General features: G+C 70.8%; 18 protein-coding genes. 6 read left to right on the top strand and 12 right to left on the bottom strand.

The features are described from left to right. Positions 1–57 precede the first annotated feature (57 nt). Positions 58–1,428, top strand: a complete 1,371-nt coding sequence (locus ACIQAC_RS37490; RefSeq protein WP_402199481.1) for an FHA domain-containing protein — start codon at positions 58–60, stop codon at positions 1,426–1,428. 15 nt (positions 1,429–1,443) lie between these two features. Here ACIQAC_RS37490 and ACIQAC_RS37495 read toward each other — a convergent pair whose 3' ends face one another. The 4 genes from ACIQAC_RS37495 to ACIQAC_RS37510 all read right to left on the bottom strand — a co-directional run bounded on the left by ACIQAC_RS37495 (position 1,444) and on the right by ACIQAC_RS37510 (position 6,148). Next, positions 1,444–2,430, bottom strand: coding sequence for a methyltransferase domain-containing protein (locus tag ACIQAC_RS37495; protein WP_402199484.1), 987 nt, complete (start codon positions 2,428–2,430; stop codon positions 1,444–1,446). A gap of 157 nt (positions 2,431–2,587) precedes the next feature. Then, positions 2,588–2,923, bottom strand: coding sequence for a hypothetical protein (locus tag ACIQAC_RS37500; RefSeq protein WP_402199487.1), 336 nt, complete (start codon positions 2,921–2,923; stop codon positions 2,588–2,590). Further along, entirely contained in the window at positions 2,913–3,683 is a 771-nt protein-coding gene (locus ACIQAC_RS37505; RefSeq protein WP_402199490.1) for a hypothetical protein, read from the bottom strand. The genes ACIQAC_RS37500 and ACIQAC_RS37505 overlap by 11 nt, the downstream gene beginning before the upstream one ends. Positions 3,684–3,754: 71 nt before the next feature. Next, complete coding sequence (locus ACIQAC_RS37510; RefSeq protein WP_402199493.1) at positions 3,755–6,148, bottom strand: phage/plasmid primase, P4 family; 2,394 nt, start codon at positions 6,146–6,148, stop codon at positions 3,755–3,757. A 521-nt stretch (positions 6,149–6,669) separates the two neighbouring features. Here ACIQAC_RS37510 and ACIQAC_RS37515 point away from each other — a divergent pair. Genes ACIQAC_RS37515 through ACIQAC_RS37535 form a run of 5 tightly spaced genes read left to right on the top strand, consistent with a single transcriptional unit; the run spans position 6,670 to position 8,597 of the window. Then, positions 6,670–7,482: a hypothetical protein gene (locus tag ACIQAC_RS37515; RefSeq protein ID WP_402199496.1), complete on the top strand. Its 813-nt coding sequence runs from the start codon at positions 6,670–6,672 to the stop codon at positions 7,480–7,482. Positions 7,483–7,532: 50 nt separating this feature from the next. Further along, positions 7,533–7,745 carry a hypothetical protein gene (locus ACIQAC_RS37520; protein WP_402199498.1) on the top strand — a complete coding sequence of 71 codons (213 nt, stop codon included), beginning with the start codon at positions 7,533–7,535 and terminating at the stop codon, positions 7,743–7,745. After that, the gene (locus ACIQAC_RS37525; RefSeq protein ID WP_402199501.1) at positions 7,735–8,085 is read left to right on the top strand and encodes a hypothetical protein; all 351 of its coding nucleotides are present in this window, start codon (positions 7,735–7,737) and stop codon (positions 8,083–8,085) included. The genes ACIQAC_RS37520 and ACIQAC_RS37525 overlap by 11 nt, the downstream gene beginning before the upstream one ends. After that, positions 8,082–8,267: a hypothetical protein gene (locus ACIQAC_RS37530; RefSeq protein ID WP_402199503.1), complete on the top strand. Its 186-nt coding sequence runs from the start codon at positions 8,082–8,084 to the stop codon at positions 8,265–8,267. Before ACIQAC_RS37525 ends, ACIQAC_RS37530 begins: the two co-directional genes overlap by 4 nt. 42 nt (positions 8,268–8,309) lie before the next feature. Continuing rightward, positions 8,310–8,597, top strand: coding sequence for a hypothetical protein (locus ACIQAC_RS37535; protein WP_402199506.1), 288 nt, complete (start codon positions 8,310–8,312; stop codon positions 8,595–8,597). Between the two features lie 49 nt (positions 8,598–8,646). Here ACIQAC_RS37535 and ACIQAC_RS37540 read toward each other — a convergent pair whose 3' ends face one another. The 8 genes from ACIQAC_RS37540 to ACIQAC_RS37575 form a co-directional block, all read right to left on the bottom strand. After that, entirely contained in the window at positions 8,647–8,823 is a 177-nt protein-coding gene (locus ACIQAC_RS37540; protein ID WP_402199508.1) for a hypothetical protein, read from the bottom strand. Then, positions 8,820–9,011, bottom strand: coding sequence for a DUF4236 domain-containing protein (locus ACIQAC_RS37545; RefSeq protein WP_402199511.1), 192 nt, complete (start codon positions 9,009–9,011; stop codon positions 8,820–8,822). Before ACIQAC_RS37545 ends, ACIQAC_RS37540 begins: the two co-directional genes overlap by 4 nt. 3 nt (positions 9,012–9,014) lie before the next feature. Beyond that, positions 9,015–9,170 carry a hypothetical protein gene (locus ACIQAC_RS37550; RefSeq protein ID WP_402199514.1) on the bottom strand — a complete coding sequence of 52 codons (156 nt, stop codon included), beginning with the start codon at positions 9,168–9,170 and terminating at the stop codon, positions 9,015–9,017. Further along, positions 9,170–9,934 (bottom strand): hypothetical protein, encoded by a 765-nt coding sequence (locus ACIQAC_RS37555; RefSeq protein WP_402199516.1) that lies wholly within the window; start codon positions 9,932–9,934, stop codon positions 9,170–9,172. The genes ACIQAC_RS37550 and ACIQAC_RS37555 overlap by 1 nt, the downstream gene beginning before the upstream one ends. Positions 9,935–9,938: 4 nt before the next feature. Beyond that, positions 9,939–11,171, bottom strand: a complete 1,233-nt coding sequence (locus ACIQAC_RS37560) for a hypothetical protein (protein ID WP_402199519.1) — start codon at positions 11,169–11,171, stop codon at positions 9,939–9,941. Beyond that, positions 11,168–11,386, bottom strand: a complete 219-nt coding sequence (locus ACIQAC_RS37565) for a helix-turn-helix transcriptional regulator (RefSeq protein ID WP_402199522.1) — start codon at positions 11,384–11,386, stop codon at positions 11,168–11,170. The genes ACIQAC_RS37560 and ACIQAC_RS37565 overlap by 4 nt, the downstream gene beginning before the upstream one ends. A gap of 194 nt (positions 11,387–11,580) precedes the next feature. After that, positions 11,581–12,429, bottom strand: coding sequence for a helix-turn-helix domain-containing protein (locus ACIQAC_RS37570; RefSeq protein ID WP_402199525.1), 849 nt, complete (start codon positions 12,427–12,429; stop codon positions 11,581–11,583). Positions 12,430–12,445: 16 nt separating this feature from the next. Then, positions 12,446–13,201: a DUF6879 family protein gene (locus tag ACIQAC_RS37575; protein WP_402199528.1), complete on the bottom strand. Its 756-nt coding sequence runs from the start codon at positions 13,199–13,201 to the stop codon at positions 12,446–12,448. Positions 13,202–13,303: the final 102 nt, after the last annotated feature.

Raw genomic sequence — 13,303 nt, forward strand, 5'->3', positions numbered from 1 at the left:
CTCGGGGTGGGAGAAATCCGGCCGGACGGCCGGAAAAGGAGAGGGGGAAGCGCCGACATGCCGACCTGCCCGAACGGACACCAGTCGGGTTCCGACGACTGGTGCGAGGTCTGCGGTCACCGCATGGCCGGTGCCGTGCCTCCCCCTCCCCCGCCACCGCCCCCCGGCGGCTACGGCTTCCCGCCGCCCGGCGGACAGCAGTCCGGTCCGCCCGGCGGCCGTCAGCCGGAGCTCTGCCCGCAGTGCCGTACGCCCCGTGAGGGCGCGGCTCCGTTCTGCGAGGAGTGCCGGTGGAACTTCCTCACCAACACCGCCACCTCGTACACCCCGGCGGCACCGCGCCCGCCGGCCGGCGGCGGGCCCCCGCCCGGGTTCCAGAACGCTCCCGGGCAGCCGAACCAGCCCGGCTACCTGGGCCAGCCCGGCCCGCCGGGACCGGGTGGACACCCCGGCCCTCCCGGACACCCGAACCAGCCGGGACACCCCGGCCAGCCCGGCGCCCCCGGTCCGACCTACGGCGGCTCGGAGTCGTACGAGTACCAGGGCTCCCGCCCCTCGCAGATGAACCGGCCCGCCGAGCCGATCCCGCCCGGCGGCCCCTACGGCGGTGACCCGAACGGACAGCAGCGCGGCGGACCCGGTGGACCCGGCGGTCCCGGTGGACCGTTCGGCGGCGACCCGTCCCGCCAGGGCCCCCCGCCGCCCCCGGGCGGACCCGGCGGTCCCTTCGGTGGCGACCCCTCCCGTCAGGGCCCCCCGCCCCCTCCCGGTGGCCATGGCGTGCCCGGTGGTGCCCCGCAGGCGTTCCAGCAGCCCGGCCCGCCCGCGCCGCCCGCGTACCCGCAGGAGACGAACCGGCAGCAGCCCGGCGGCCCGTCCTTCGGCGGCGGTGACGACGACTGGGTGCTCTCCCCACCGTCCAACGGCCCCGGCGGCCCGCAGGGCGGTCCCGGCGGCGGCTACGGCTATCCGCAGCCCGGCGCCACCCAGGCGCCGCCCGGCCCGGCCGCCCCGCAGCGCCCGCTGACCTGGATCGCGACCATCGGTCCCGACCGGGACTACTTCATGGCGATGATGCACCGCTCGGGCCCCGAGGCCGCGGGCCTGAACCTGCCCGCGTACTCGCCGGAACAGCAGCGCACCCTCGCCGGGAACCAGCTCACCATCGGCCGCCGCCGCCACTCCACCGGCGAGACACCCGACATCGACCTGTCGGTGCCGCCGGAGGACCCGGGCGTCTCGCACCAGCACGCGGTCCTGGTGCAGCAGCCCGACGGCACCTGGGCGGTCGTCGACCAGAACTCGACCAACGGCACCACGGTCAACGGCTCCGAGGAACCCATCCAGCCCTTCGTCCCGATCCCCCTCCAGGACGGCGACCGCGTCCACGTGGGCGCCTGGACAACGATCACGATCCGCCGCGGTTAGCCGCGGCCGCCGGCGTCACTCCGGCAGGGGCCAGGTGTACGGCCCCTCCGGGGTGTCCAGCCAGGCCCAGGCGTGGGTGCCGGCGACGGTGATGCCGTAGCGCTCGCGCGGGGGGCGGGACTCGTGCTCCCAGAGGGCGTAGGCCTCCTGCGGGTCGAGGCTCGTGCGGGTGAGGGCGACGAGGAAGCGGAACAGTTCGTGTTCGCGGCCCCGGCGCGGGACCCCGCCGAGCGGGGGCGGCTCCTCCTCGGCGCGGCCGTCGCCGCGCAGCGGCACGAAGTAGGCGGGCGTGTGCAGGAACTTCCCCTCGGCGTGGTGCGCGTCCGTGACCGTGAGCAGGATCAGGCCGCCGGCCAGCGGGGTCAGGATCCGGCCGCCTGGCCGGCACTGGGCCGGCCAGGCGCGGGGGATCGACGGCAGGGCGCAGGTCGCGATGATCCGGTCGTAGGGTGCCCGCTCGGGCACACCGCGCGCGCCGTCGCCCGTGACGACGACCGGGTGGTGTCCGGCGGCGGCGAGATGGGCGCGGGCCGCGTCGGTGATCTCCGGTTCCAGGTCGACGCTGGTCACGAGGGTGTCGTCGCCGAGCCGGTGGGCGAGCAGCGCCGCGTTGTAGCCGGTGCCGGTGCCGATCTCCAGGACCCGGTCGCCGTCCTCGACCCCGAGCGCGGCGAGCATGGTCGCCATCAGCGAGGGCTGGCTGCTGGAGGAGACCAGTTCGCCGTCGCGCAGCCGGGTGGCCAGCGGTTCGTCCGTGTAGGCGCCGCGCAGCCACTGTTCCCGGGCCGCGGGGTCCGGGCTCTGGCCCCAGCGGCGCTCGTGGCCGCCGACGACTCCGACGTAGTAGTACGGCACGAAGACATGGCGGGGCACCGCCCGGAACGCCTCCCGCCAGACGGGGTCCGCGGCCCAGGCGCCGCTCGCGTCGATCTCCCGCACCAGCGTCTCCCGCGCCGCCGCGGCGATGTCTTCCGGCTCCCTGTGGAGAGCGTGCGCGCCCATGGCTCCACTGTGCTGCGGTTGGCGGCCGGAGGCGAGGGGTGGTCCCAAGCCTCCGGTCCTCGGTTTTGCACGGGTCGTAGGTAACAACTTTGTGTAGCGGATGAAACCGCAGGTCAGAGGGGTGGGCGAGAGGGGCTGGTACGCCGGTTCCGGAGCGTTACCGGCGACGGAGATCGCTCCGCACACCCCAGCCGTCGGGATCCCCCACCGGCGAACCGCTGTCGATCACCCGGGAGAACTCCGAGCGCTGGAGCCGGGCGCGCAGCTCCGGCGGCCAGGTGGCCCGCGCTGCCTCGTCCGGGTCGGCGGGCTCCGGCTCGCGCACCGGCCGGGGCGGGGCGGCTGCACGGCCCGCCGTGTCCTTGCGCCTCCTGCGCCACACCCGGCGGGCCGCCTCCAGCTCATCCGACAGAGCCGCCATGCGCTCCAAGTTGGGGGCCGTCTTCGCCTGTTCGGCTTCCAGCTCCTCCCGGATCTCTCGCCTACTCCTCATCGTCGTCCTCCTCCTCCTCATCCAGCAGGGCGCGGGCCCGGTCCATGATCGTGTCGGGGTCGTCAGGGGCGCGATGGCTGCGCCCCGGCGGCAGGGCCGGGCGGACGACGGTGGGGGCGGACTGCTGCTCCACGGCGACGACGCGGTACCGCAGCCCGCCGGGGCCGTCGATGAACAAGGCTCCGCCCTCGGTGTAGGGCGTGGCGACGACCGCTCCGGGGTCGACCAGCGGCGGCAGCGGCTCCGGCGGAGTGAACTCCCCCTCCAGCGCCTTGAGCCGGGCACCTGCGGCCTCCAGCGCGTACGCGCGCCGGTCCTCCGGCAGGCTGACGGCCGCGATCCCCGCCATGATCGCCTCCACCACCTCCGCCGACTCCTCGTTGATGCGGTGTTCCAGGGAGACGGTCAGCGCCTCGGGGGCGTCGGCGCCGTGGAGGCGGCGGCGGGACTCATTAATCCCCTTGAGGACGTTGATCGCCTTCAGCCTCGTGTCGGGATCTTCGGCGGCGGCATACTGTGCCTGCGCCATGCGCCAGAGGTCTTGCAACTCGGCATCGCGCATGGTGACGAACGCGCCGACGACCGGCCCGAGGTGGGCCGCCGCCTGCTGCTCGATGATCGCGTTGACGCGGGACTGGGACAGGCCGACCTCTGCGGCGATCCGCCGCTCGGGGACGCCTTTGAGCTTGAGGCCGAAGATCTTCTCGTCCCGCTCGGCCCGGCGGGCCCGGTTGGGCCGCCGCTGCGGTGGTGCGGTCATGTGATCATCCCTCTGTGATCGGTCCGGTGAGGAGAGAGGGGGCCGGGTTCGCGGCCCCCTCTGGGTGTGGATCAGGCGCCTGGAGCCAGCGGGCAGTCCGGGCCGTGGACGAGGCCGAACGGGTCCTTCTCGCAGTGAGGGGGCCCGAGACACGGGCCGTTGACCTGCTGTGTTTCGGTTGTTTCGGGTCCTCGGTTAACCCTCACGAGAGGAGTTGCCTTGGCGTTTACCGGAGGACCCGAAACTGCGGAAACATGATCTTGGTCTGCCCCATCGACAGAGGTACGGAACCGCACCCCGACCCACGCCTTGTACGCCGACCCGACGTCCCCGGCGAACGGGTCGCCCGGCCCGCTCCCATCCGGCCGGGACAGTCTGTCGTTCCGCCGCTGCTGCTTCTTGATCACGCCGTGCTGGCCGAACTCATCGTGATTGCCGAACCGGGCCGACACCGTCTTGTCGTTCCAGACGTGCATCTCCCTGGCCCGGAGCCAGTCGTTGAGGCTCGCCAGCAGGTCGCTGCACCGGATGTGCCGATCCGGGTCGAACTCCAGGCGCTCGTCAATATAGGCGAGCACCACGTCCGACTCCTTGCGCCACTCCATCGTGGCCATCGCCACCCGCTCCGGCAGAGGCGGCATTTCCCGGTTCCGCTGGTACCAGCGCCGGGCGCCCTCGACCATCCAAGCTAGGGCCGCCTTGTGGACCTCGGGGTCTCGCTTGCAGCGGTCCCGCAGCCCAGGGTCCCCGATGCGGTCGTTGGGTCCCACGACGTCTTCGGGGCCCTTGCGGTAGGTGTACGGCCACACCAGGAGGGCCAGCCGCTCCCACGACGCGTGATCGGTCTCGGTGATCTCCGGCCGGTGGTTCGTGTTGACGAACAGGCTGTGCGTCGCGTCGAACACGACGCTGTCCTGCCGGATGTGACGTGCCGTGATCTGCTCCGTGCCGATCGTCTTCTTGAGCCGCTGAGTGTCCAGCCGCCTCGCCTCCGGTGTCTCCTCCAGGGCCGCGTACCGCACGCCCTTCAGGTCCATTAGCTCGGTGGGATGGGCGTCCGGGTTGGCCATCAAAACTCGATCCGACAGCAGTCGGTAGTAGTCGCCGACCGCCCGGGAGGTAGCCGTCAGGACGCAGGTCTTGCCGTTGCGGCCACCGCCGTGGTTCACGAGCAGGATGTCGTCCGGCGTCATGTGTCCGGTGATCGCCTGCCCCAGCCGGAGCTGGAACCAGGCGTGCACGTCCTCCGGCAGCGCCTCCAGGGCCTTGTCCCAGTCCGCGTGCGTCGCTCCCCGGACGTAGTCGGCCCTGGTCACCTTGGTCATGAGCAGGTCCGGGTCGGACGGCCGCAGCTCGCCGCTCGTCAAGTCCACAACGCCGTTGGCGCAGTTGATCAGGTCCGGATGGGCGTCCATGTCGGTGGCCTCCACCCGGACGACGCCCTTGGCGTACGCGAGGATGGCCGTCCCCCGACCCCGGGACAGCAGACGGCCCCAGTTCGCCACCTCGTTGCGCTGCCCGGCCTGCGCCGCTGCGGCGTACCGGCTGAGGACGAACTGACGGATCAGCTCCAGCGGGACCGTGTCGTCTACGTCCTCCCACACCGTCCCGGTCCACCGCATCCAGCCGAGTCCGTGGGCCCAGATGATCGAGCCGGCAAACACCTCATCGGCCACGACGTCCGCCATGGCTGCGTCCGAGAACTTGTCGGTGTCCTCGGTCTTGGGGATCAGCACGGCCGCTGCGGCCCATGCCGCGATGGCCGCCTCGCGCCCGTCCTCGGGCATCCGGGCGAGCACGTCATCAGGGCCGTCGTTCTCGGCCTCAATCACGTCGGGCGGGAGGTCCCAGACGCGCACCTCGGCGGCCCCGGCCTGGTACAGGTGCCGGGCCGCCGTCCGGGCCGCCGCGCGCACCTTCGGGTTGGTGGTGCGGTCGGCGTCCAGCCCAAGCACGATCCGCTTGCCCCCGGCCCAGTCCAGGTCGGTCTTGTCGTGCACGCCGTTGCACCCGTTGAGGCCGAACACGTCGTACTTCTCCGGCGCCCAGCTCGCTACGGCGAGGTGCTGGCAGAAGCCCTCGATCAGCAGAACGTCGGGCGCGCCGTTGCGGCGGGCTGCGCTCAGGTTGGTGGTGCGCCCGGACTGCCAGTCGAGCTTCTGGATCTTGCCCTTGCCGTTGGGCTTGCGCTTGTCGGGGTCGATGCGCCCGGCCGGGTTGGTACCTGTGCCGTCGGTCCAGTCGATCAAGACGCCTCGGGGGTAGTCCCGGGCCTTGACGGCCTGGAGAACATCCACGGTGATCGCGTGGTTGTCGATCAGGTCGATCAAGCGCTCGGGGGAGAGTGCCGAATTATAAAATTCGGTTACGCCCTCGTCCGGCCGGGTACCCTTTGGGTGAGCGTCGTCCACGCTGTTTTCTGAGAGCCGCCCCGCCTGAACGGGGCGGTTTTCGTTTGCGCTCATTCCGCCGACCCCCCGGGGGCCGGGTGCAGCAGCGCACGCAGCCTCTCGATGTGCTCGTCAGTCAGCTCCGGGGCGCGCGCAACAATCCGCGCCACATAAGAATCAAGAGAGTTTGCCACAGCACGCGCTTTGGCGCTGTTCTCGGTGCGGGCCGCGCGTGCGGCCGGTGACATCGTGTACTGCCGGGCCATGCCGGGCCTCCAGTGCAAGCTGAAGCCTCGCACTTGGTCAGGCCCGCTACGGGCTTCGCACCCTCCGGGGACAGATCACCACGGGAGGGGCAGGTGTCGGGGCGCTTGTCCGCTGCCTGCACGGTAATTCTAGCCTTTAATTCAGGTCGCTAAACCTGCCACCCAACCCGCTTGATAACGGTTTGATTGACTTAATTAAATCATCACCCGACTCTCGATCATCAACCTAAATACGAACCGTTCCCGATAATGATCCTTTTTGGCGCATTCTCCGATCCCTGCTACAACGTGGTTTATAAACCAGTCCACGCAGGTCACGAGGAATTAATCATGGACCTAATTCCAATCGCCGAGGCAGCCCGCAGGCTGTCGATCTCCGACGTCACCGCGTACAAGATCGTCAACGCCGGTCGCCTGCGTGCCACCGGCACGCCCGCCCGCGTATCCGCCGCCGCCGTGACCGCCTTGACGGCCGCGCGCCGGTCCGAGGCGCTGCACCGCCGGGGCGGCGCGCTCGCCCTCGCCGAGGAGATCAACCGGATACTCCACCCCGGACATGACGCGCACGGGTTCATGTCCACGCTGGACAACTCACCCCGACGCGAGCCGCTCAAGCTGCTCCATCCGGACGCCTTCGCGATCTTCGGGCGCGACGTGCTGGAGGCCGCCGCCGCGCGCGACAAGCTCGGCGGGTGCCCGACCTGCTGGGCCCGTATGAGCGCCTCGGTCCACCAGACCACCCCGCCCGAGGACGGCGCCGCGCACCGACTCCTCCTCGGGACTCCGTGCGCCGCCGACGCAGTCCGCTGGCGTACGGAAGCCGCCGCCCGCCAGCGGACCGCCGACGCCGTGCGGCTGGCCGACGCCCGGCGCCTCCAGCAGGCTGAAAAGGCGCGCGCCGCCCAGGAGTTCGCCGCCGCCCGCCAGCAGGCCGAGACCGCCGCCTCCAGGCTCCGGACGGCAGCCACGGCGTACGCGGTCGTGGACCCGTCCGCCGTCCGCGAGGCGACCGCCGAGGCCCGCCGCCGGGGGGCGTTCCGGTCGGCCGACAAGTGGCCGGACTGGTGCACCTGCACCGCCGACGTGCAGTGCGCCCGCCACGCCGAGGGTGACCGCCGGGCCGCCCGCCGGGGGCGACGGTGAGTGGGCGCCGCCGGTGGGCGAAGGACCAGACTCCGGCCCACGAAAAGATCTTGACCTTCCTCCAGGACAACGGCGCGACCGGCGCGACGGCGGCGACGGTTGCCGTCCTCGTCGGCGAGAGCGCGAGCCAGGCCCGGCACCGGCTCGACGCTCTGGTCCGCCGAGGACGGGCGGTGCGGACGAGCATCAACGGCACGGTCGCGTACCGAGCCAAGCACCCCTCAACTAGCCCTGAAACCAAGGGAGTTGAACATGTCCGGTGAGCTGGACCGAACCCGGGCCGAGATCGTCGCCGCCGGGCGCGAGGCGATCGCCGACGTCCGCCGGGCGGCCGACGAGGCCGCCGCCGCGATCGTCCGCACGATCGAGGCCGAGACGGGCGAGACCATCGCCGCACCGGTCGCGCCGTCTGTCATGGACGCCAGCCGCGACCAGCTCGCCGAGGCGGACCTGCGGGCCCAGCGCGCCGTAGCCGCGATGGACCAGGTGCTGCGCCGTTGGAGCTGGGGGGACGCGCGGACGCTGGGCGAGTTGATGCCCACCTTGCCCGAGGACGTCCGCGAGCAGATTGCGGATCACCTGGTCCGGGCGGGGCTGTCGTGAGCACCCGCGAGGAGTTGGTCCTGGAGGCGCTGCGGGCGGCCGACGGGCCCGTGTCCGCCGCCGTGTTGGCCCGCCTGAGCCGGACGCCCGTGCGGACTGTGAAGGCGACGCTCAAGGGCCTGGAGCACGAGGGCCTGGCCCGGCGCAACGCGGTCGGTGCCTGGAGCCCGTGTGCCGGCTGATTTATCTAAAGGTCTCCCCGGGGCCCTCTACGCTGCATGGGCATGAGCACAATCAGCGGCCCCGCGACGGCCGTTACCGACACGGGCGAAGCGCCCGTCACCATCAATCTGCGCCAGGTACCCGACGGTCTCCGCAACCCGTACTGGTCCGGCACCATGACAATCCGCTCCGTCGAGGTGTGGCGGGCGATCAAGAACTCGGCGTTGTTCATGTTGCGCCTGCCGGACGGGCGTGAAGGTCCGTTCGACGCGCAGGGGGCGGAGATGCCGCCGACAAGTACGAGGCCCGCCACGTTCCGCATCACCCGGAACGACGGCAACTCCTTCTGACACGACGAGAGCCCGCCGGGCATATCCGGCGGGCTCTCGTCGTGGTCGGTTACTTGTCCCGGCAAAACTCCTCGCGCTCCTCGGGGGTGTGGGTGCTGACGATCACGGGCCCGCCCTGGCAGCGGACTTCCCGTGCCCCCGGCAGCTCCGCCCCGAGATCGGAGGCGATGAGCAAGACGTACGCGATGCCCCCGAGGGCGATCCACTGCTTCGGCGAGTTCATCATCGCGGCCTCCTGCGTGTGGTGCGCCAGCCCAGCGGACCCGGCAGATCGGCTGACGTGGTCCGTCGGCCGGTGGTGCTCCAGGTCCGGGCGAACGGCCCGACCTTGATCGTGACGCTGACCGACTTCCGGCCGAGATTGAGGTGCACGCCGGGGAAGATCCGGATCCTCTTGCGAAACGTGATCGCCACCGGTCACACCCCCAGCGCGCGGGTTACCGCGTCGATGAATGGGCCAGGCCCACCGGTGATGACGACCATGGCGGAGATGGCCATCAAGATCTGTGCGCGCGCCTGCTTCGCGGCGAAGAGCAGGACCGCGAGGACGACGATTCCGATCAGTGGGGTCATCACAGGTATCCGCCCCCCGCCTGTTCCTTGGCCTCACGCAGACGGCGTCCGGCGGTGGCCTCACTCACCCCGAGGATCTTCGCGGCGGACGACTTGGTGAGCCGCTCGCCGTCCTTGATCCGTCGGCTCAGCTCACTGACCTGATCCGTCGGCTCAGTGAGCTGAGCCGAGCCGGGCTCACGGCTCGTGAGCTGAGCCTGATCCGACTTGAGCTGAGCCACCGCCCGGCCCACCTGCTCCGGTGATCCGCTGACCGTGGTGAACCGGGTGCCGCCGACGTCCACGGCGATCCGCTCCCAGGCGTCGTGCTTGAGCCGGTTGAACGCCTCCTTGCGGAAGAGCAGCCAGATCAGCCCCGTCAGGGTGCGGTGCCGCAGCTCGAACACGACCTCGAAGGCCAGCGGAGCGGCGGCGAGTACGGCGGCCGTCGTCCAGCCGCCCAGGGCGTACCCGTGAGCGCCGTTGACGACCGCGCTCGCCAACAGCGCGCCGGTCATGGTCAGCCGGGACCCGGCAGCGGCCCACGGGTCGGCCCGGCGCTGGTAGACGAGGAAGCACGCCGCCATGGCCACGACGTCGAACACGGCGACCGCGAACAGGGCCACCAGCCAGGGTGCCCCGGCCTGGTCGTGCAGAAGGGTGCTCAGGGACCAGCCGGACAGCACGAGTCCAGCCGCCCCGAGGACGAACAGGGCGAAGTCCGGGAAGACTTCGGCGATGGGCCGCCGGGCCTTCCGCTCCTTCACCGGCATGGGTGCGAGCATGGCGTTACTCCTCTTCCTGAGCAGCGGTGAGGGCGAAGCCGTCGGCGGTCGCTTCGACCTGGCCTCGGGCGGTCAGTTGCTGGATCTTGCGGTGGACGGAGCCGGGATTGCGGCCGGTGCTGCGGGCGATCTCCCGCACGCCCGCCGAGCCCCCGAGCAGAGCGCGTTCGACGGCCTCCGCGAACTCGTCCGTGCGCCCGTTGCGTGTTGCGTGTTGCGTACGTCCGACCAGGTCAGAGGCGTGCGCAACGGGCGCAACGGCAACGCGTGCGGACGCCTTGACGAGCGAGACCGGCCGGGCGAACTCGGGTGCGGCGTAAGGGCCCTGACGCTCCAGGGCGGCCAACTGACCCGTGCTGAGCCACAGCCCGTACACGACCCGGGGCGGGGACATGGCCCGGACCGGGGTCCAGATCAACATCTGTCCCGAGCGGGCTAGGCGGTGCGGCGCCCACCCGGCGGCGACGAGTTCCTTCAGCGCAACTTGAGCGGCCTCGCGGGTCTGCAACTGGTGCACGATCTTGCAGCTGAACTGGTCCCTGATCTCGCTCGGGACCGAATCAGTCTTGGGATCCTGAAGACCGAACCAGAGGTGAACACCCAGCTCGCGCCCGGTCTGGATGACGGTCACGAGGTTGCGCATGCCGGAGGCGCTGAGCATGTTGAGGAGCCGCGATTCGTCCATGATGATCGCGAGGTGCGGCGGCTCCGCCATCAACGCGCGGGCGGGCAGCTCCCGGGTCACCAGGTCGGAAAGCCGGGCCTCGATGGCGTCCATCGTGTCGAGCACCGGCACCTTGTGGCGGTAGGCGCGGACGCTGGCACCCCACTTGCCGTCCCATGCCTCCAGGCTCCAACGGGGGTTGCTCAGCGCCCACGCGGCGAGGACGCGCAGAGTCGACGACTTTCCGGATCCGGTCAGGCCGACCACCATCACATGCTGTGCGGGGTCGATCCGCTCGAACCGGCCGAACGGACCCCGGCGGGCGATCCGGACTGTGGGGCGGATCCGGGGATCCGGACGCCACGCGAACATCCGGATCCGGACCGGATCCGGGACGGCCGTCAGGATCCGCTGAACCAGCGGACGGCGGGCCTCTTCTTGCTGCTTGGCGGTCTTGCCCGCCTGGATGGCCCGGCGGGCGTCGCGGATGGCCTTGTGCTCGCGGACCTTGCCCTTGGCGCGGAACCAGGCCCAGACGGTGAGGCCGAGGAGGGCGAGGTAGAAGTACGTCACGACAACGCACCCCCGGCCTGGAGGTAAGCGAGCAGGTCCGCCGTGCGGACGCGCTGTTGACCGAGGGACTTGAGAACCGGTACGGGGAACTGACCCCGGGCCGCCAGGGTGAACGCGGTGGTGCGGCTGATGTTGAGGGCACGAGCCGCCTGGGTCAGGCTGACGACGGCGGGCCAGGTGCGGACTTCGTCGAGCGTTGCGGGTGGTTCGCCCACGGGGCGCCTCCGGTCGGGACGTGACCCGGAACCCGCACACAGAAAGACCACGGAACCTGATGCGGGTTCCGTGGTCTGTGGTCGTCTTGCTGGTCCCAGAGTACGGGGCCGTACGGCTGCGGTCCAGGGCGTTCGGGGGCGTACCTCACCCAATCTGACCTGGGGCGATTTAAGTTAATCAGCCGGCTGACGGGTCAGACGTTGAGGGCCCGGAGCGCGTCCGTGATCAGCCGGTGCGCGTCGGCCCCGTAGACCGCCGACTCCCGCAGGGTGTTCCAGGTGCGGAGGTAGGTGTTGACGCTCGCCTCGTCCTCCACCCACAGCTCGCTGTGCCAGGTCTCCACGATCACGCGGCTGTCGTCGTAGACCCAGAAGGCCGTGGCGGGCGGGATCTTGAGCGAGGCGCTGAAGGGGATGATCCCCAGCTCGACCGTGTCCAGGCCGACGGCACCGGACAGCCGGTCGAGCTGCGCCGCCAGCACCGACGGCGAACAGATGAGCGCCCGTAGCGCGGCCTCCCACAGAATCAAGTGGAAGCGCTTGGTGGGGTCGTACAACCCCTCCTGCCGCTTGACGCGGGAGCGCACGGCCTCCTCGGTGTCGCGGGGCGACTGCTGGAGTTCCGCGTACCGGGTGAAGATCGACCGCGCGTAGTCCGGCGTCTGCAAGATCCCGAAGATCATGGACGATTCCCAGCCCCGGAACACGGAGGCGTCCCCGTGTGCGGCGAGGTGTGTGTCCTGCACCGGCTTGTGACCGGCGGCGAGCTGCCGCCGCCATGATCGGATGTGCGACTCGAAACCGCGCAACCGGGCAAGGAGTTCGTCGTACGCATCCGGCTGGCCGGTCCCCTCGGCCCACGCGCGGAGATCCTCCGGGGTAGCGGTCTGCTTGCCGTTCTCCAGCTTGGAGACCTTGGGCTGAGGCCACCCGAGCAGCCGGGCGAGTGCGGAACCGGTGAGCCGACCGTCCGGGGCCGACAGCCGCAGCTCACGCAGCCGGACACCGAGCGCTTCACGTGACTGCTGGTAGTCGGTCGTCACCGGTTCCGCTCCCTGGTTACTCGCTGGCGGCGAGCCTCGCCGCGAACTCCTCGTACGGCACGGCGTAGTGCGTGGCTGCGTCGCGCACCTGTGCGTACCGGTTGACCGCCACCGGCTCAGTGATCAGCTCCACGTTCACCAGGTGGTCAGCGTCGTCGAAGTTGAGCAGGGCCACCAACCGGGAGTCGAAGATCCAGAAGTCCTCCGCCGGGAGCTGGAGACGATCGGCGTCGGCGCGCTGAAGCTGCCGGATGTCCTCGCCGACGGAGCTGTTGCGCCGGGCGTTGTCGAGCAGGTAGAGCTGCCCCGGGGTGGGCGGACTGTCGACGATGCGCACACGCTCGAACCGCTTGCCCAGCGCGACCTGTTCGCGGCGCTCGGCGCACCACTCTGCATCCCGGCCCTCCCAGTCGACCGGCTCGCCCCGGAGGAACTGGGCGTATGTGTCGGTGACCTCGTCGGAGGCGTAGCGGCGGCGGGTCTCCAGCCGCCAGGCCGTGTGCTTGAACTGAGTGAACAGCCGGTCGAACTCGTCCAGGCCGATGGTGTCCGGCACTCGGGTGACCTCCTTGGGGCCGAAGTCGACGAGCAGTTCGCGGGGGACGACGATGGGCACCTCACCTGCGCCGAGGTGCCGGAGGCGGGCGATGTCCTCGGGATCGGTGAGGGCGGGGCCGTGAATGATCACCTCGCCGGTGTCGAGGTCTTCGTGCACAGCGGGGCAGCCGTTGACACCGCTCCCGGTGCCGTTGAAGCGCAGGCGACGCGCCATGATCGGTTCCTTTCGCAGGGGTCTTGTTGATCAGCCTCGCCCCGGGGTTCACACCCCCGCTATGGCCTCCCAGCCACGTCGGAAGAATTCCCGGATATAGAC

Origin of the sequence: Streptomyces sp. NPDC088387, assembly GCF_044753385.1 — a bacterium.
GTDB lineage: Bacteria > Actinomycetota > Actinomycetes > Streptomycetales > Streptomycetaceae > Streptomyces.

What these genes read in the sequence shown, in the direction of transcription:
- ACIQAC_RS37490 (WP_402199481.1), top strand. Translation starts at nt 58, where the DNA reads ATGCCGACCTGCCCGAACGGACACCAGTCGGGTTCCGACGACTGGTGC.
- ACIQAC_RS37495 (WP_402199484.1), bottom strand. Translation starts at nt 2,430, where the DNA reads ATGGGCGCGCACGCTCTCCACAGGGAGCCGGAAGACATCGCCGCGGCG.
- ACIQAC_RS37500 (WP_402199487.1), bottom strand. Translation starts at nt 2,923, where the DNA reads ATGAGGAGTAGGCGAGAGATCCGGGAGGAGCTGGAAGCCGAACAGGCG.
- ACIQAC_RS37505 (WP_402199490.1), bottom strand. Translation starts at nt 3,683, where the DNA reads ATGACCGCACCACCGCAGCGGCGGCCCAACCGGGCCCGCCGGGCCGAG.
- ACIQAC_RS37510 (WP_402199493.1), bottom strand. Translation starts at nt 6,148, where the DNA reads ATGAGCGCAAACGAAAACCGCCCCGTTCAGGCGGGGCGGCTCTCAGAA.
- ACIQAC_RS37515 (WP_402199496.1), top strand. Translation starts at nt 6,670, where the DNA reads ATGGACCTAATTCCAATCGCCGAGGCAGCCCGCAGGCTGTCGATCTCC.
- ACIQAC_RS37525 (WP_402199501.1), top strand. Translation starts at nt 7,735, where the DNA reads ATGTCCGGTGAGCTGGACCGAACCCGGGCCGAGATCGTCGCCGCCGGG.
- ACIQAC_RS37535 (WP_402199506.1), top strand. Translation starts at nt 8,310, where the DNA reads ATGAGCACAATCAGCGGCCCCGCGACGGCCGTTACCGACACGGGCGAA.
- ACIQAC_RS37540 (WP_402199508.1), bottom strand. Translation starts at nt 8,823, where the DNA reads ATGATGAACTCGCCGAAGCAGTGGATCGCCCTCGGGGGCATCGCGTAC.
- ACIQAC_RS37550 (WP_402199514.1), bottom strand. Translation starts at nt 9,170, where the DNA reads ATGACCCCACTGATCGGAATCGTCGTCCTCGCGGTCCTGCTCTTCGCC.
- ACIQAC_RS37555 (WP_402199516.1), bottom strand. Translation starts at nt 9,934, where the DNA reads ATGCTCGCACCCATGCCGGTGAAGGAGCGGAAGGCCCGGCGGCCCATC.
- ACIQAC_RS37575 (WP_402199528.1), bottom strand. Translation starts at nt 13,201, where the DNA reads ATGGCGCGTCGCCTGCGCTTCAACGGCACCGGGAGCGGTGTCAACGGC.